General features: G+C 72.8%; 18 protein-coding genes. 12 read left to right on the top strand and 6 right to left on the bottom strand.

Translation table 11 applies throughout. From position 1 onward, the window contains the following. Positions 1-176 precede the first annotated feature (176 nt). From ABEA81_RS20865 to ABEA81_RS20845, 5 genes are all read left to right on the top strand, one after another. Positions 177-1,682, top strand: a complete 1,506-nt coding sequence (locus ABEA81_RS20865) for a glutamate--cysteine ligase (protein WP_345606918.1) — start codon at positions 177-179, stop codon at positions 1,680-1,682. Between the two features lie 220 nt (positions 1,683-1,902). Then, a complete protein-coding gene (locus tag ABEA81_RS20860; RefSeq protein ID WP_345606917.1) occupies positions 1,903-2,700 on the top strand; it encodes a hypothetical protein in 798 nt (265 codons plus the stop codon). 5 nt (positions 2,701-2,705) lie between these two features. Beyond that, positions 2,706-3,299, top strand: coding sequence for a hypothetical protein (locus tag ABEA81_RS20855; protein ID WP_345606916.1), 594 nt, complete (start codon positions 2,706-2,708; stop codon positions 3,297-3,299). 463 nt (positions 3,300-3,762) lie between these two features. Then, on the top strand, positions 3,763-3,903 hold the full coding sequence (locus ABEA81_RS20850) for a hypothetical protein (RefSeq protein WP_345606915.1): 141 nt from the start codon (positions 3,763-3,765) through the stop codon (positions 3,901-3,903). Continuing rightward, entirely contained in the window at positions 3,900-4,406 is a 507-nt protein-coding gene (locus tag ABEA81_RS20845; RefSeq protein ID WP_345606914.1) for a thioesterase family protein, read from the top strand. The genes ABEA81_RS20850 and ABEA81_RS20845 overlap by 4 nt, the downstream gene beginning before the upstream one ends. Positions 4,407-4,588: 182 nt before the next feature. Here ABEA81_RS20845 and ABEA81_RS20840 read toward each other — a convergent pair whose 3' ends face one another. Further along, positions 4,589-6,028, bottom strand: a complete 1,440-nt coding sequence (locus tag ABEA81_RS20840) for an NCS2 family permease (protein ID WP_345606913.1) — start codon at positions 6,026-6,028, stop codon at positions 4,589-4,591. Between the two features lie 53 nt (positions 6,029-6,081). Between ABEA81_RS20840 and ABEA81_RS20835 the strand changes: the two genes are divergently transcribed. The 4 genes from ABEA81_RS20835 (at position 6,082) to ABEA81_RS20820 (ending at position 9,411) form a co-directional block, all read left to right on the top strand. Then, a complete protein-coding gene (locus ABEA81_RS20835) occupies positions 6,082-6,333 on the top strand; it encodes a DUF2530 domain-containing protein (protein WP_345606912.1) in 252 nt (83 codons plus the stop codon). A 19-nt stretch (positions 6,334-6,352) separates the two neighbouring features. After that, entirely contained in the window at positions 6,353-7,090 is a 738-nt protein-coding gene (locus ABEA81_RS20830; RefSeq protein WP_345606911.1) for an SDR family NAD(P)-dependent oxidoreductase, read from the top strand. Between the two features lie 89 nt (positions 7,091-7,179). Next, a complete protein-coding gene (locus ABEA81_RS20825; RefSeq protein ID WP_345606909.1) occupies positions 7,180-8,499 on the top strand; it encodes an MFS transporter in 1,320 nt (439 codons plus the stop codon). Positions 8,500-8,502: 3 nt separating this feature from the next. Next, positions 8,503-9,411 carry an SMP-30/gluconolactonase/LRE family protein gene (locus tag ABEA81_RS20820; protein ID WP_345606908.1) on the top strand — a complete coding sequence of 303 codons (909 nt, stop codon included), beginning with the start codon at positions 8,503-8,505 and terminating at the stop codon, positions 9,409-9,411. Here the strand turns inward: ABEA81_RS20820 and ABEA81_RS20815 are convergent, their stop codons facing one another. Next, on the bottom strand, positions 9,412-9,624 hold the full coding sequence (locus ABEA81_RS20815; RefSeq protein ID WP_345606907.1) for a hypothetical protein: 213 nt from the start codon (positions 9,622-9,624) through the stop codon (positions 9,412-9,414). Between the two features lie 59 nt (positions 9,625-9,683). On the opposite strand from ABEA81_RS20815, the gene ABEA81_RS20810 reads away from it, so the two are divergent. Continuing rightward, positions 9,684-10,637, top strand: a complete 954-nt coding sequence (locus ABEA81_RS20810; protein WP_345606906.1) for an NAD-dependent epimerase/dehydratase family protein — start codon at positions 9,684-9,686, stop codon at positions 10,635-10,637. An 11-nt stretch (positions 10,638-10,648) separates the two neighbouring features. On the opposite strand, the gene ABEA81_RS20805 is transcribed toward ABEA81_RS20810, so the two are convergent. Next, positions 10,649-11,827 (bottom strand): L,D-transpeptidase, encoded by a 1,179-nt coding sequence (locus ABEA81_RS20805; RefSeq protein WP_345606905.1) that lies wholly within the window; start codon positions 11,825-11,827, stop codon positions 10,649-10,651. A gap of 96 nt (positions 11,828-11,923) precedes the next feature. Beyond that, a complete protein-coding gene (locus ABEA81_RS20800; RefSeq protein ID WP_345606904.1) occupies positions 11,924-12,973 on the bottom strand; it encodes a UDP-N-acetylmuramate dehydrogenase in 1,050 nt (349 codons plus the stop codon). Positions 12,974-13,038: 65 nt separating this feature from the next. Here ABEA81_RS20800 and ABEA81_RS20795 point away from each other — a divergent pair, with 65 nt between their 5' ends. Both ABEA81_RS20795 and purU read left to right on the top strand, forming a co-directional pair. Further along, a complete protein-coding gene (locus ABEA81_RS20795) occupies positions 13,039-13,548 on the top strand; it encodes a DUF2505 domain-containing protein (RefSeq protein ID WP_345606903.1) in 510 nt (169 codons plus the stop codon). Between the two features lie 17 nt (positions 13,549-13,565). Next, positions 13,566-14,465: a formyltetrahydrofolate deformylase gene (gene purU / locus ABEA81_RS20790; protein ID WP_345606902.1), complete on the top strand. Its 900-nt coding sequence runs from the start codon at positions 13,566-13,568 to the stop codon at positions 14,463-14,465. A gap of 55 nt (positions 14,466-14,520) precedes the next feature. On the opposite strand, the gene ABEA81_RS20785 is transcribed toward purU, so the two are convergent. After that, positions 14,521-14,943, bottom strand: coding sequence for a TIGR03667 family PPOX class F420-dependent oxidoreductase (locus ABEA81_RS20785; RefSeq protein ID WP_345606901.1), 423 nt, complete (start codon positions 14,941-14,943; stop codon positions 14,521-14,523). A 37-nt stretch (positions 14,944-14,980) separates the two neighbouring features. After that, positions 14,981-16,369, bottom strand: a complete 1,389-nt coding sequence (locus ABEA81_RS20780; RefSeq protein WP_345606900.1) for an FAD-binding oxidoreductase — start codon at positions 16,367-16,369, stop codon at positions 14,981-14,983. Positions 16,370-16,376: the final 7 nt, after the last annotated feature.

Genomic DNA, 16,376 nt, shown 5'->3' with positions numbered 1-16,376 from the left:
TCGTCGCAGGCTGCGCTGCTCGGACCGCACCGGTCATCCGGTCGGCCGTAGCGAAGGGATCACCACGGGTGCCAAGGTGGACAGCCCGCGCGCGACGCGGCCGTTGCCGCGGCCGGTTCGCCCGCGAGCATCGAGCGAAGCTCCGGGCACGCCCGGGGTCGGGAGGCAGCGCACGCATGGGCCAGGACGTCGACCGACGGACGTTCAGTCGACGGGATCGCCAGCGCTACCGCACCAAGGTGCAGCGCTGTCTCGACGCGCTCGCGATCATGTTGCGGGAGCACCCGTTCGCCCGTGACGAGCCGATGACCGGGCTGGAGGTCGAGCTCAACCTCGTCGGCCACGACCTCGCCCCCTCGCTCGCCGGGGCCGACGTGCTGGACGCGATCGGCTCCACCCAGTTCCAGTCCGAGCTCGGGCGCTGGAACCTCGAGCTGAACCTGCCGCCGCGCCCGCTGCCCGGCGACGAGTGGCGCCACCTGGAGCGCCACCTGCTCGACGAGCTCGCCGTGGCCCGTGCCAAGGCGGTGGACTGTGGCGCACAGCTCGCCGTCATCGGGATCCTGCCCACGCTGCAGCGCCACCACCTCGTCGTCGAGGCGCTCTCGCCCGACCAGCGCTACGCCACGCTCAACGAGCAGATGCTGAGCGCCCGCGGCGAGCCGGTGCGCCTCGACATCGCGGGGGACGACCCGTCGGGCCGCCACGGCGTCGAGCCCGAACACCTGCAGGCCGACTTCGACTCCATCGCGCCAGAGGCCGCCTGCACGTCGATGCAGCTGCACCTCCAGGTGCACCCGGACTCGTTCGCCGGCTACTGGAACGCCGCGCAGTGCCTGTCCGGGGTGCAGCTCGCCGTGGGTGCGAACTCGCCGTTCCTGCTCGGCTCGCGGCTGTGGGCCGAGACCCGCGTCCCGCTGTTCGAGCAGTCCTGCGACGTGCGCACGCCGGAGCTGCGCAACCAGGGGGTACGCCCGCGGGTGTGGTTCGGCGAGCGCTGGATCACCTCGATCCTCGACCTCTTCTCCGAGAACGGCCGCTACTTCCCCGCGCTCATGCCCGTCACGGAGGACAGCGACCCCATGGCGGACCTCGAGGCCGGGCAGGTGCCGGGGCTCGACGAGCTGCGGCTGCACAACGGCACGATCTGGCGCTGGAACCGGCCGGTCTACGACGTCGCCGACGGGGTGCCGCACGTGCGCGTGGAGAACCGGGTGCTGCCGGCCGGCCCCACCGTGGTCGACATGGTGGCCAACGCGCTCTTCTTCTACGGCCTGCTCCGCACGCTCGTCGAGGCCGAGCGGCCGCTGTGGAGCATGATGTCGTTCGAGGCCGCGGAGGAGAACTTCATCACCGCCGCCCGGCACGGCCTCGAGGGCCCCCTGTACTGGCCGGGCACCGGCTGGATCCGCCCGGACGAGCTGGTGCTGCGCAAGCTGCTCCCGCAGGCCGCCGACGGCCTCGCCCGCTGGGGCGTCGAGGCGGAGGTCACCGACCGTTTCCTGTCGATCATCGAACAGCGCTGCGTCAACCGCCGTACGGGCGCGAGCTGGCAGCTCGACACGGTGGCCGCGCTCGAGGACGGTGGTGCCGACCGGACGGCCGCCCTGCACGGCATGCTCGGGCGCTACCTCGAGTGGTCGGCGGCCAACGAGCCGGTGCACACCTGGCCGGTCCCCTGAGCTGACGGGAGCGAACGCCGCGATCGCTCGCACCGTGAGCGCGAACGGACCGCTCGCTCCACGGCCTCGCCGCCGCAGCGTTCACACCTGCGAACGACTTCCCGGTTTCCGGCCCACGAGGCCGCTCCCGCTCCTACCGTCGTCGCGTGCCGCGCCCGACCGATGGGGGAACCATGTCCGATCCCGCCCGCCCCGGCCGCTCCACCGTCCCGCCCTCCCGGTGACCGCCGTGGCCGCGTTCCGGCTCTTCGGCCGGGCCCCGGAGCCGGCTCCCGGCGAACCGGCGGGAGAGCGGCCCCCGGAGGCGCTCCCGCCGCCGTACCCGGGCACCGCGTGGGGCCCCGCGGCGTGGCCGGAGAGCGGGCCGCCCGCGTGGGCGGGGCCACCGGTCCCCGAGCCGCCCACCGACCCGCGGGGGTTCCCGGCGGTGCCCGTGCCGCGGCCGGCGTGGCACTCCGGCCCCGCCCCGAGCCCCGACCCGGCCGAGGCCGCGGCGCTGGCAGGCGCGTTCGCGGTCGACTACCTGTCGTGGGACGAGGACGACCCCGCCCGCCGCGGCCGTGTTCTGCGCGACTACCTGGTGGTGCCGGGCGGCGACCCGGCCCGGATCGGGTGGAACGGCGAGGGCCGGCAGCGCGCGGACTTCGCGCTCCCGGGCCGCGTGCGCGGCGACGGCGAGGGGCGTGTGCTCGTCGACGTCCGGGTCCGGGTCACGCCGTACCGGTCGGTCGGCGAGCGCGAGGCACCCGGCTCCGCCGGGCACCCCGATCAGGAGCAGATGGGCGTGCCCGCGGTGGCACCCGCACCCACCGGACGCGGGTGGCGCAGCACGGCGGCACGCTGGGTGCGGCTGTCCGTTCCGGTGGTGTGGGACGGCGGGCGGCTGGCCGTCGACGCGTGGGAGGAGACCCTCGGCGAGGACGGACCGGCCCCGCCGGCCCCACCCGCTCCGGTCGGCCGCGAGCACGCGCTCGCCGAGGACGACCCGTTCGCCGAGCTGCCCCGGGGTGTGCGGTGAGGTCGGTGCGTCGGCCGGTGGTCACCGGGATCACCCGCGGCTGCGGCGCCAGCACCCTCGCCGCCGCACTGCACACGATCGACGGCGGGCTGCTCGCGCCCGGCCGCGCCGGCGAGGCCGACGTGCTGGTCTGCCGGCCCGACGGGCACTCCCTGCGGCAGGCCACGACGCTCGCCTGCGTCCCGTCCGGCCCCCGGCCGGTGCTCGTGCTCGCCGGGATCGCGCCGGGGATCCCCACACCCCCGGTGCCGCCAGGGCGCTTCGGGGCGGTGGTGGCGCTGCCGCACGTGCGCCGCTGGGTCGCCGCCGATCCGCGGACGGAGGCCGCCGCCGTGCTCGCCTACCCGCCCGAGCGCCTCCCGACCGACGTGCGCGGCTACGCCGCGGCGCTGCACCGCATCGTGTCCGCGCTCGTCGGGTCGGGCCAACTGCAGCGTGCGGTACCCCCGCTGGTGTCGCGTCCCGCCGCCGCCGCGTTGTGGCGCGGCCTGCGGCCGCCCGCGCGGACGGGCCCGCACCGGTCGCCGGGGCTCCCGCTGGCCGCGGAGCCGGACGACGAGGCGCTGGAGCGCGAGCCCGTGGCGGCCGGAACGCCGTAGGCGGCTCCCCCGGCAGGCGAACGAACACCGTGTCGACACGTCGGGGCCCGGTGGTGGTCCCCCGTCCGGGTGGAATGACCGCCTGGTTCGGCCGCTGGCGTGTCGCGCGCGGCCGCCGCAGCTCTACCTGATCGATCGCTTGGGAGACGTCTTATCGTCCGGGTTAGCCGGGCCCGGCACCGGCGCCTTCATGATCATAATGGGTTCCCGGTCGGTGGAGGCCCACCTCCCGAATGGGGTGAGCGGGGACGGGAGAGCCGTTCTGAATCGGTCATGCACACTGGGCGCCGCACACCCGAGAAGACGTCTCCCACCGACCCGGGAGCAAATCGATGGCGTGCGACGAGGGGCCGTGACATCGACGACGAATCCGGCCCGGTGCGCGGAATCCACACACCTGCGTCCACGACCGCCCCACCTTCTCGACGCTCCGGCGTCGAGTGCGCAATACCCAGGAGAGAAAGTGCATCTCGAACTGAGCGACTTCGACGGCGCAACGATCTGCGGCGACACCCTGCGTCCCATCTCCGACCAGGAATGGACCTGCGTCGGCCACCCCGCGCACGAGGACGACCACCTCGCGCTCGACGGAACCCGCTGGTGAGCACGTACCTCACGGTCGGCACCACCCAGGCCGTCACCTACCGGGTGGGCCGGGAGAACATGGTGCAACGACTGCTCCCAGGTGTCCCGGAGTTCCTCCACAAACCGGAGGTCATGGCGAGCGGATGGCTCCTCGGCGTCTGCGAATGGCCCGCGATGCTCGCCATCAGCAGATTCACGCGGGACGACGAGTGTTCCCTCGGAACGCGTTTCGAGCTCACCCACGTGGCACCCGTACCGGCCGGTGCGACATTGACCGTCGAGGCCCGGTGCACACTCGCCGAGGGCCGGTACAGCGAATGGCGGGTCGATGCCCGCGACGACGTGGAGTTGGTCGCCTCCGGCGTACTGGGTTTCTGCGTCGTCGGTCTCGAGCGGTTCACCACTCGACGACTGGACCCCAAATCGGCCCTGCTGCAGCAGCAGGGGGCGCTCGGCCGCCGGCCGCCACCGTCGGGGCCGGTCGAGCACGAGGCGCTCGCCTGCGCCGTCGCGATGGCATGACGCACGATGGGTGACACCCGCGGCCCGAACCGGTGACCCCGCAGGACCCGACGAGGGGCTGAACGCCGGTGGGCCCCGGCCGGTTGGCCGGGGCCCACTGGTTTCCCGAACTGACGCGCCGCTCCCACCACGAAGCGACGAGCTGAGGTTAGCCTACCCTCTCCTTCTCGCGCAACCCGGGGTCAGGCGACGCCGAACAACGCCTGCAGCGGCCCCACCGCGAAGTACCCCACGAACGCCAGCGCCACCACCCACATCAGCCAGTGCACCTCCCGCGCGCGGCCGGTCGCCGCCGCCAGCACGACGTAGGAGACGAACCCGGCCCCGATGCCGTTGGCGATCGAGTACGTGAACGGCATGACCACGATCGTCAGGAACGCCGGGAGCGCCACCCGGAAGTCGGCGAGGTCGATGTCGGTGATCTGCCGGACCATCAGCGCGCCGACGACCACCAGCGCGGGCGCCGCCGCCTCGATCGGCACCACGGAGTAGAGCGGGGTGAGGAACATCGCCAGCAGGAACAGCGCGCCCGTGAGCACGCTGGCGAGGCCGGTGCGCGCGCCCTCGGCGATCCCGGACGCCGACTCGACGAACACGGTGTTGGACGAGGACGACGCGGCGCCACCGGCCACCGCCCCGGCGGCGTCGACGATCAGCGCGGGCCCGACCCTGGGCAGCTGCCCGTCCTCACGGATGAACCCGGCCTGGCGGCCGAGCCCGGTGATCGTGCCCATCGTGTCGAAGAAGTCGGCCAGCACGAGGGTGAACACCAGCAGCACCACGGTCAGCAGGTCGACGTGGGTGAACGCACCGAACGAGAACGCGCCCACCAGGGAGAGGTCGGGGAGGCCGACGACGCTCTCCGGGAGCGTGGGCACCGAGAGGCCCCAGCCGCGCGGGTTCGTGCCGGCGGACGGCCCGACCTGCGCGATCGCCTCCACGCTGATCGCGATCACCGTGGTGATCGCGATCCCGATCAGGATCCCGCCCCGCACTCCGCGGGCCACGAGCGTGCCCGTCACGAGCAGCCCGACCACGAACACGAAGGTCGGCCAGGACGCGATCGAGTTCTCGATGCCGAGACCGACCGGCACGGTGGTGCCCGCCGCGTCGGGCACCCGGCGGACGAAACCGGCGTCCACCAGCCCGATGAAGGCGATGAACAACCCGATCCCCACGGCGATCGCGGCCTTGAGCGACGCCGGGACGATGTTGAAGATCATCGTGCGGAAGCCCGTGGCCGCGAGCACCACGACCAGGAGGCCCTCGACCACGATCAGACCCATGGCCTCCGGCCAGCTCATCAGCGGCGCGAGGGTCACCGCGACGAACGCGTTGATCCCGAGGCCGGTGGCGATCGCGAACGGGTAGTTCACGATCAGCCCGAACGCCAGCGTCATCACACCGGCCACGAGCGCCGTGACGGCCGCGACCTGCGGCACCGAGAGGACGTTGCCCAGCGCGTCCGGCTTGGCGCCCGGCCCGCCCGGCGTGAAGCTGCCGATGATCAAGGGGTTCAGCACGACGATGTAGGCCATCGTCACGAACGTCACGAGACCACCGCGCAGCTCGCGGCCGACCGTGGAGCCGCGTTCGGAGACGCGGAAGAGGCGTTCGATCACGCGCGCAGGGTAAGGGGAGCGTCTGGCCGGCGCACTCCCCTAGGCTCGGCGGCGTGATCTCGCCCCCGCCGCTCCCGCCCCGGCTCTCGCGGCCGGCGCTGGTCGCGGTCGTGGGCGCCGCGCTGTGGCTGGTGGCCGCCGCCGCGCTCCTCGTCGCCGCGCTCCTGGGCGTACGTCCGCTCGACATCTGGTTCACCGCCTGCCTCGCGGGCGCGTTCCTCGGCGCCGTGGGCTACGGGATCTTCGCCTGGCAGCGCGCGGCGGCCCGCCGCGGCTCCCGCACAGCCCAGCAAGGCCTCGAGTAGCCCGACATAGGGTTGCGGCATGACCGCTCGACCTACCGCCGTCGTCACCGGCGCCAGCTCCGGCATCGGCGCTGCCACCGCCCGCGCCCTGGCCAAGGCCGGCTTCCACGTCGTGCTGGGTGCGCGCCGGGTCGCTCGCTGCGCCGAGATCGCCTCCGAGATCGACGGCACCGCGATCCGGCTCGACGTCACGGACGGCGAGTCGGTGGCGGCGTTCGCCGCGGCCGTCCCGGACTGCCGGCTGCTGATCAACAACGCCGGGGGCGCGAAGGGACTCGAACCGGTCGCCGAGGCCGACGAGGACGCGTGGCGCTGGATGTTCGAGGCCAACGTGATGGGCACCCTGCGCGTCACGAAGGCGCTGCTCCCGGCGTTGGTGGCGTCCGGCGACGGGCACATCGTCACGGTCACCTCGATCGCGGCCGTCGAGATCTACGACAACGGCGCCGGGTACACGGGTGCGAAGCACGCGCAGTCGGTGCTGCACCGGACGCTGCGCGGCGAGCTGCTCGGGCAGCCGGTGCGGCTCACCGAGGTGCTGCCGGGCATGGTGGAGACCGAGTTCTCGCTGGTCCGCTTCGCCGGCGACGAGGAGCGGGCGGCGGGCGTCTACCGCGGGATCACCCCGCTCACCCCCGACGACGTGGCCGACGTGATCGCGTTCGCCGCCACCCGGCCGTCGAACGTGAACCTCGACCAGATCGTGGTGAAGCCGCGGGCACAGGCGAGCGCCACGCGAGCCCATCGAAACGTCTGATGAGTGGTTGACGACGGGGTGATCCGGAGCGGAGGATGGCGGCGCTGATCAGCAGCGCTCCCCTCCTCCGACGCGCCATCGAGGTCGCAATGTCCGACGAGCCGCTGGCCGCGCACGGCCGGTCCTGGGTCCCCCGCGCGCACCCGCTGTCCTGGGCGACCTTGGTCGTCACCACCGGCGCGATCCTGATGACCGCCGTGGACGGCGGCATCCTGCCCGCCGTCCTGCCGGCGATCCAGAAGGACTTCGGGCTCAACGCGGCCCAGGCCGGGCTGGTGAACTCGGTGTTCTTCGGCGGCCTGATCGTCGGAGCTCTGCTGTTCGGCTGGCTGTCGGACCGCATCGGCACCGGGTACCGCCGCTCCTGGACCTGGAACATCGCGATGCTGATCGGGATCCTCGGCGGTGCGCTGACGTTCGGCCTTGCCGGCAGCTTCGCGGCGTTCCTCCTGCTGCGCATCCCGATGGGGATCAGCCGCGGTGGCTCGGAGCCGGTGAACGTGGCGCTGGTGAGCGAGTGGTGGCCCAAGCAGTTCCGCGGCTTCGCGGTGGGCGTGCACCACACCGGTTTCCCGCTCGGGCAGTTCCTCACGGGCGCGCTGATCGCGGCCGTGCTCGGCTTCGCGGGCTGGCAGGAGGCGTTCCTGCTCATCCCGCTGCTCGGGATCCCGATCATGGTGCTCCAGGCGTTCATCGGCACCCGGCGCAACCAGCGACGCGTCTACGACTGGATCGACGCCCACGGGTACACGAAGCCCCTGCCCGAGCTGTCCACCCGTCCGAAGGGCCTCGGGCTCGGACCCGTCAAGGACGCCCTGGCCAGCCCGAACGTCCGCTGGTCGGTCGTGCTGATCTTCCTGTTCCTGTGGGCGGAGACCGCCGCGGTCACGTTCCTGACGGGGCAGCTCGTGAACCAGGGCATCGACCTCGGGCTCGCCGCCCTGCTCTCCGGTGCCTCCGGCCTCACCGGCTGGATCGGGCAGGTGGTGTGGGGCGCGTGGTCCGACCACGCGGGGCGCAAGTTCGCCATCCGGTTCCTGGTGATCGGCTGGGCCGCGAGCATGCTGGCGATGATCCTCATCACCAGCCCGGCGAGCGCGTGGATCGTGCTGCTCGCGTGGGGCCTGTTCCGCAACGCGCCGTTCCCCGTGGTGTACGCGCTGCTCATCGACTCGGTGCCGCGCGCGGCCGGCACCGCGATGGGGATCATGATCGGCATCGCGCTCGGCGTGTCCGGTGTGCTCGCCGCCCCGGTGGCCGGATTGATCATCGACAGCGGCGGGTTCACGGTGCACTACGTCGTGCTGGCCGTGATCTGCCTGCTGGGGCTGCTGCCGCTGGCCCGGATGACGGAGACCGTGGCGACCAGGACCGCGACGACGGGGGCCGCCGGCCCGACGGAGGTGTGAGAAGTGAGCGACCTGCTCGAAGCCGGCGCCGCGCTGGAGAAGGTGGCCACCGGCTCGATCTGGGCGGAGGGCCCGGTCTGGATCGCGGCCGACCGCACCGTGCGCTACAGCGACATCCCCAACAACCGCATCCTCCAGTTCACGGAGAGCAGCGGCGAGCTGAGCGTCTACCAGGAGAACGTCGAGTTCACCAACGGCCGCACGCTCGACCTGGACGGCTCGGTGATCCAGTGCTCCCACGGCAGGCGGCGGGTGGAGCGCGACCGCGACGGCGCCGTGGAGAGCGTCGTCGACCGGTGGGCGGGCGCCCGGTTCAACTCGCCCAACGACGTGGTCGTGAAGAGCGACGGCACGATCTGGTTCACCGACCCGTCGTACGGGATCATGAAGCCCACCGAGGGACACACCGGGGAGCTCGAGTACGGCGACCACTACGTCTTCCGCTTCGACCCGCGCGACGGCTCGGTGGTCCCCGCCGTGATCGACGTCGAGACGCCGAACGGCCTGGCCTTCTCCCCCGACGAGTCGCTGCTGTACGTCGCCGACTCCGGCATGTCCCCGCCGAGCGGGGAACGCGACCCGGCCCGTCCCGGTGGCCACTCCATCCACGTCTACGACGTGTTCGACGGCAGGCTGTGCAAGAACGGCCGCGAGTTCGTGGTGGTGGAGCCGGGCGTGCCCGACGGGTTCCGGGTGGACGAGCACGGCAACGTCTGGACGTCGAGCCACGACTCCGTGCAGGTATTCGACCCCGCAGGCACCCAGCTGCTCCGCATCCCGGTGCCTGAGAAGATCGCGAACCTGTGCTTCGGCGGCGACGACGGCCGCACCGCGTACGTCGCGGCCAGCACGAGCCTCTACCGCATCCGCACGACCGTCCGGGACGCGGCGGCTCTGCTCCGCGCCCGCTGATCAGGGGCCTGCCGTCTCCTCGGTGGGGCGGTTCTCCCGGGCCGCGTCCGCCGGGCGGGCACCCCTCGCCGCCTCGCCGATCCGCTGCTCGGAGTCGCGCAGGATCTCCCGCGCCTCGGCGCGGTGGTCCTCGCCACCCTCCTCCGCCCGCTCCTCCTCGGGCAGCGGCACGGCGCGGGTCTCGACCTGGTCGCTCAGCTCGTCGGGTCGCATGTCCGCGCGTACCCGGCCACCGCGTGGACTACCCCTCCGGAACGGAGCATGATCCAAGGATGCGGGTGGTGGTGGTCGGGGCGACCGGGCACATCGGTTCCTACCTGGTTCCCCGCCTCGTGCGCTGCGGCCACGAGGTCGTCGCACTGAGCCGCGGCACCCGGGAGCCCTATCACGCGACGCCCGAGTGGTCGCGCGTCGAGCGGGTCGTCGTGGACCGTGATGCCGAGGACGCGGCGGGCACGTTCGGGACCACGGTCGCGGCCATGGAACCCGACGTCGTCGTGGACCTGGTGTGCTTCACGCCGGAGTCGGCCGGACTGCTGGTGGAGGCACTGCGGCCCGTCCGCCCGCTGCTCCTGCACTGCGGCACGATCTGGGTGCACGGCCCCGTGCACCGGGTTCCGGTCACCGAGGACGAGCCGCGCACGCCGGTGGGCGACTACGGCACCGGCAAGGCCGCGATCGAGCGGCTGCTGCACCGGGAGACCCGCAGCGGAGGTGTCCCGAGCGTCGTGCTGCACCCAGGGCACATCAGCGGGCCCGGCTGGCCGGTCATCACCCCGGCGGGCAACCTCGACCCCGGCGTGTGGCGGGCTCTCGCGCAGGGCACGCCGCTGCCGCTGCCCGACCTCGGCCTCGGCGTCCTGCACCACGTGCACGCCGACGACGTGGCGCAGGCGTTCGAGCGAGCGCTGGCCCGCCCGGCGGCGATCGGGTCGAGCTTCCACGTCGTCGCGGAGCAGGCGATGACCTCACTGGGCCTTGCGCACGAGGTAGCGGGGTGGTTCGGGCGCGACCCCGTGCTCGACCTCGTGGACTGGCCGGAGTTCGAGTCGCGGGTCGCCGGGGAGTACGCCCGGCAGACCCGCGAGCACGTGTCCCGCTCGATCAGCGCCAGCATCGAGCGTGCCCGCGCGGTGCTGGGCTACACGCCCCGGTACACGGCCCAGGAGGCGCTGCGGGAAGCCCTGGACTGGCTCGTCGCGAACGGGCAGGTCGACCTGGGTTAGCAAGCCGTCGGTCAGCCGTCCAGAGCCGACAGGCCCTTCCACTCGTCCCAGGACAGCGTCCAGTCCCAGATGTCACCGTCCCGGGCCGACAGCTTGACGTTGGTGCCGGTGACCTCGACGGGGTCGCCGTACATCGCGGTGTCGTAGTAGGCCTTGGCGTTGTCGGTGGAGAGGTTGATGCAGCCGTGGCTGACGTTCGACGAGCCCTGCACCCCCACCGTGGCGGGCTGGGCGTGGAGGAACTCGCCGTTGTTGCTGATCCGGACGGCCCACTTCATGTTCACGTCGTAGCCGAACTGCTGGCTCACCATCCGCCGCTCCGGGAACTTCTCGGTGACGACGTGGACCCCGGTGCGGGTGTTGCGCCGCGGGTCGGAGTCGAGCCCGTAGCTCGCCGGGAAGTCGAACACCTTCTTGCCGTCGCGGATGACCTCCACCTCGTGGCTCGAGGCGTCGGCCTTGACGATCTGCGAGCGCCCGATCTGGAACGTGCTGCTGATGTCCGAAGACCCGTAGTTGCCCCCGCCGTAGGGCACGCCGAACAGGTCGGCCGTGACCGTGACCTTGGTGTTCGCCGGCCAGTACTCGCGCGGCCGCCAGTCCACCCGCGACCCGCCACCCTCGTCGGGCAGCCAGCCCCACCCGCCCTCGACCGGGACCGACGTCTCGACCGACAGCGCGCGCTCGACGGCCGCGCGGTCGTCGATGTGCTCGTCGAACTGGATCCGGATGGGCGCCCCGACGCCGACGGTGCGCCCGTCGCCGATGTTGATGACGCCGCGCACGGTGTTCTTCGGCGCCACCGTGGTGAAGGACCCCTGCAGGGGAACGGGCGTGCCGTCGCGGCCGGTGGCGCTGCCGCCCCAGGTGTAGGTGGTGCCGTACTCGAGCTCCGCGGTGGTGCTCCACTCGGTGCGGTCGGCGTTCGGCTCGCCCTCGACGGCCTTGCCGTTCGGGCCGGTCAACGTGACGGTGTCGAGCGTGCCGTCGGTGACGGACACCGTTGCCGACGCCCGCGGGTCGACACCCGACGCGTCCGCGCCGGGCGAGTACGCGAGCGTGGCCGGCGGTTCCAGCACCGGTGGCGCCACCGCGTCGCTCACGCGCCCCGAAGGGTCGGCCGTGGCGATCGTCACCACTCCGAGCAGGCCGACGAGAACGACCGCCAGTGCCAGCAGGATCCTGCGCAAAACCGAGTCCCCCTTGCCAGAGCTCCCCACTGCTACAGACGCGCCGAAGTGCCGAGGGTTGTCCGGCAGCGAGCCCTGAACCAGATTACGCGGGGGTCAGATCGTGCATCCCACGAGAACCGGTTCGGGCGACAGTGTCACTCCCCACTGTGACCGCACGCCGTCACGCACCTCGCGAGCCAGCGCGAGCAACCCGGCGGTGGTACCCCCACCGCGGTTGGTGAGCGCGAGCACGTGCTTGCCCGAGAGCGCCACCCGCCCACCGGGGCCGGGATGGCCGCGCCGGAAGCCCGCCCGCTCGATCAGCCAGGCCGCGGGCACCTTCGCCGTCCCCGGCGCGGCCGGGAAGCGCGGTGCGTCCGGCGGAACCCGATCGGCGGGCAGCACGGGGTTGGTGAAGAAGGAGCCCGCGCTCCACGTGTCGTGGTCGTCCGGGTCGAGCACCATGCCCTTGCCGCGGCGCAGGTCGAGCACCGCCTCCCGCGCCACCGCCGCCGGTACCTGCGCACCCGGCTCGACGCCCAGGGTCCGCGCGAGCTCGGGATACCGGACGGGCGCGCTGCTGGCGGTGCCGGGCAACGCGAACCGCACCCGCAGCACCACGGCGTCGTCGCGGCCCTTCAGCACGCTGGTGCGGTAGGCGAGGCCGAGGTCCGCCGCGGGCACGTGGGACCGGACCGCGCCGGTCCGCCGGTCGTACAGGTCGATGTCGACGAGCAGGTCGGCGACCTCCACCCCGTACGCGCCGACGTTCTGCACGGGCGTGGCCCCGGTGCGCCCCGGGATCCCGGACAGGCACTCGAGCCCACCCCACCCGTCGGCGACGCAGGCCGCGACCACGTCGTCCCAGTCGGTGCCCGCCTCCACCGTGAGCAGCACCGAGCCGTCCGGGCGCCGCTCGACCGTGCGCCCGGTGTTCGCGACGCGCACGACCGTGCCCGGCCAGCCCTCGTCGGCGATCACGACGTTGGAACCGCCGCCGAGCAGCAGCAGCGGCTCGCCTGCGGCGTCGGCGGCGCGCACCGCCCGTACCACCGCGTCCGCCGACGTCGCCTCGACGAACCTGCTCGCCGGACCGCCCAGCCGCAGGGTCGTCAGCGGCGCGAGCCGCTGAGTCGGCGGCGGGAGCACGTCGGGTACGGGCACGGGCGCCAACGGTAAGGCAGGTCGGCGAAGGGCGAACCCGTGCCCCCGACTAGTAGCCTCCGCTCATGTCCCGGCAGATCGACTACCGGTCCACCTATCCGCACACCGCGGACGAGGTCTACGCCACGATGGTCGACCCCGACTACCTGCGCGCCCGCCTGGAGCGGATCGGCGGGCCCCGGGCGAGCCTCCTGGAGCACTCGGCGGACGTCGGGGGTGCGCGCTACCGGCTGAGGCACGGCCTCGACGCCAAGGACCTGCCGTCCGTGGTGCGCACGGTCCTGCCCGGCGACATCACGATCGAGCGCAACGAGCGGTGGACCCGGCAGGACAGCGGCCGCTACCTGGGCGAGTTCGACGTCGCGATCCCCGGTGCACCCGGGTCCGCCGACGGCGCCATGCGGCTGCGGGACCTGCCGGACGGCGGCAGCGAGCTGAGCGTCCGCGCCGACGTGCGGATCGCGGTGCCGTTGATCGGCGGGAAGATCGAGGGCGTGGTCGGGGAGCAGGTGCAGGGTCTCCTCGCCGCGGAAGCGGCCTTCACCCACGAGTGGCTGGCCGAGAAGGCGCGGTGACCGGGCACCATCGTCTCGTGGACCCCGCAGCCGAGCACCGGTACGTCATCACGTTGAGCTGCCCGGACACCACGGGGATCGTCGCGCGCATCGCCACCTTCCTGGCCGACGCGGGCGGCTGGATCGTGGAGGCCGGCTACCACTCCGACCCCGGCACCGGCTGGTTCTTCACCCGGCAGGTCGTGCGGGCCGACTCGTTGCCGTTCGACGCGCGGGAGCTGCGCGAACGGTTCGCCTCGGTGGCCGCCAAGCTGGGCGGGGACACCACGTGGACGGTCACCGACACCCGTGAGCCGAAGCGCATCGTCCTGCTGGTGAGCGAGGAAGCCCACTGCATGCACGACATCCTCGGCCGCGTCGCCGCCGGGGAGCTCCCCGTCCGGCTGGCCGCGGTCATCGGCAACCACGACGGGCTCGGCCCGATCGTGCGCGCCCACGGCGTGCCCTTCCACCACGTGCCCTTCCCGCCGCCCGGTGGCGACCCGCAGGCCCGCACCGCCGCGAAGGCCGAAGCGTTCGCCGAGGTGGGCCGGCTCGTGGACCAGCACGACCCGCACGCCGTGGTGCTCGCCAGGTTCATGCAGATCCTGCCGCCCGAGCTGTGCCGCGCCTGGGCCGGGCGCGCGATCAACATCCACCACAGCTTCCTGCCGTCGTTCGTCGGCGCGCGGCCCTACCACCAGGCCTACGCGCGCGGTGTCAAGCTGATCGGCGCCACCTGCCACTACGTCACCCCGGAGCTCGACGCCGGCCCGATCATCGAGCAGGACGTGATCCGGGTCGACCACGGCGACACCGCCGCCGACATGGTCCGCCGCGGCCGCGACATCGAGCGCCTCGTCCTCGCCCGCGGGCTGCGCTGGCACCTGGAGGACAGGGTGCTCGTGCACGGCAACAAGACCGTGGTCTTCCCGTGACCAGGACCCGTGAGCGGATACGAGTGCTAGAGCACTCGTATCCGCTCACGACACCTCAATGCCCGCGCACCCGCTTCGGGTGGATGCGCACGGGCACCGAGTAGATCGACGCGAACTTCTCCGCGCTCCCCCAGCCCCCCGTGATGCGTTCGCCGTACTTCGCCAGGTACTCCGGGTTCTCGTGCACCGGCGGCGTGTCCTCGTCCACCGCCGCCTCGCCCGTGAGCACCACGACGTGCGCCGCGGCGTCCTCGCTGTCGAAGTGCAGCGCGACGCGCGGGTTGGCCCGCAGGTGCTCCAGCCGCTTGGCGGTGCCCATGCTGTAGACGAGGGCCGACGAGCCGTCCCACAAGAACCAGACGGGCGCGGGCTGCGGGGTGCCCGATGCGTCGACGAGCGTGAGCCAGGCGACGACGTCGTCGGTCAGGTGCCGGGCGGCGCGAGCGCCGAACTCGGTGTCCGGGAGTGCGAAGGTCATGCCCGGGAGAATGCCGCGCGGCACCCGTCCATTCCAGTCAGGCGGGCTTGATGTTGGCGTTCGCGTGCAGGACGTTGCGCGGGTCGTACACCGTCTTGATCAGCGACAGCCGCTCGTACTTCGCGCCGTACGACACGCGGACCCGGTCCTCGTCGAACTCGCTCATCATGTTCACGTAGGTGCCCGCGTCGGCGGCGAACGGCCGCACGGCCTCCCACGTGGACCGCGCCCACTGCCGCTCGGCATCGAACATGCCCGGCTCGGGCACGATGGCGTCGATCACCACAGCGAACTTCGCCGAGCGGCGCCCGCCGAAGGCCGTGGCCTCGTCGGGCACGTCGCCGAAGGCGCCACCCATCGGGAACAGCAGCAGCTGCGACATCGGCGACGACTTCGCCCTCAGGCGCGCGGCGACCACGTCGACCGCGTCGTCGGCCAGCTCGTCCAGGTAGAGGCCCTTGGTGTAGGCGTGCACACCCCACGGCGAGCCCTCGTCGAGCATCTGCTGCATCGCGACATAGGGCATGGGCGTGACGAGCTCGAACAGCGGCTCCGCCTCCCGCAGCGGCGCGATCATGCGCGCGTGCTCGTCCGCGGCGCCGAACCCGGCCACCACGAGCGCGACCCCGGGTGCGAAGTGGGCCTCCTCCGGGACGAACGGCGCGGGTGGCGCGTTCAGGCCGACGACGGCTCCGCCTGCATTGCGCGGGGCGTCGCCGAAGAACTTCCGGCCGAGCCGGATCGCCTCCTCGGCCCGGTCCAGCTCGAAGAAGAACATCCCGAGGTGGACCAGCGGGCCGACCGGGTGCAGCTGGAACTCGAACTCGGTGACCACCCCGAAGTTGCCGCCGCCCCCGCGCAGCGCCCAGAACAGGTCGGGGTGCTCGTGCGTGCTCGCCCGCACCACCCGCCCGTCGACGAGGACGACCTCCACCGAGATCAGGTTGTCGATCGTCAACCCGGCCATCGGCGACAGCCAGCCGAACCCACCACCGAGCGTCAGGCCTGCGACGCCGGTGTGGCTGATCGTGCCGGCCGGCACGGCGAGGCCGTGCTCCTGGCAGGCGGCGTCGAGCTGGGCGAGGGTCGCCCCACCGCCGCAGCGCGCCCGCCGCGCGAGCGGGTCGACGACGACGGTGGTGAGCAGGCCGAGGTCGATCGTCAACCCGCCGTCGATCACGGCGGCGCCCGAGACGTTGTGACCGCCGCCGCGCACCGCGATCTCGATGCCGCTCTCCTGCCCCCACTGCAATGCGGCGGCCACGTCGGCCGGTGACGCGCAGCGCGCGACGACCGCGGGCGACCGGTCGATGGCACCGTTCCAGATCAGGGCGGCCCGGTTGTAGTCCGGATCGCCCGGTTGCAGCACCTGCCCGGCCATCGCCGCACGCAGCGCATCGACCGCGCTGCCCACCGTGTTCGTCATCGACTCC

The organism is Pseudonocardia adelaidensis, assembly GCF_039543345.1.
GTDB classification, from domain to species: domain Bacteria; phylum Actinomycetota; class Actinomycetes; order Mycobacteriales; family Pseudonocardiaceae; genus Pseudonocardia; species Pseudonocardia adelaidensis.
The sequence above is the reverse complement of the archived record's forward strand: the minus strand, read 5'-3'. Positions and strand labels throughout refer to the sequence as shown.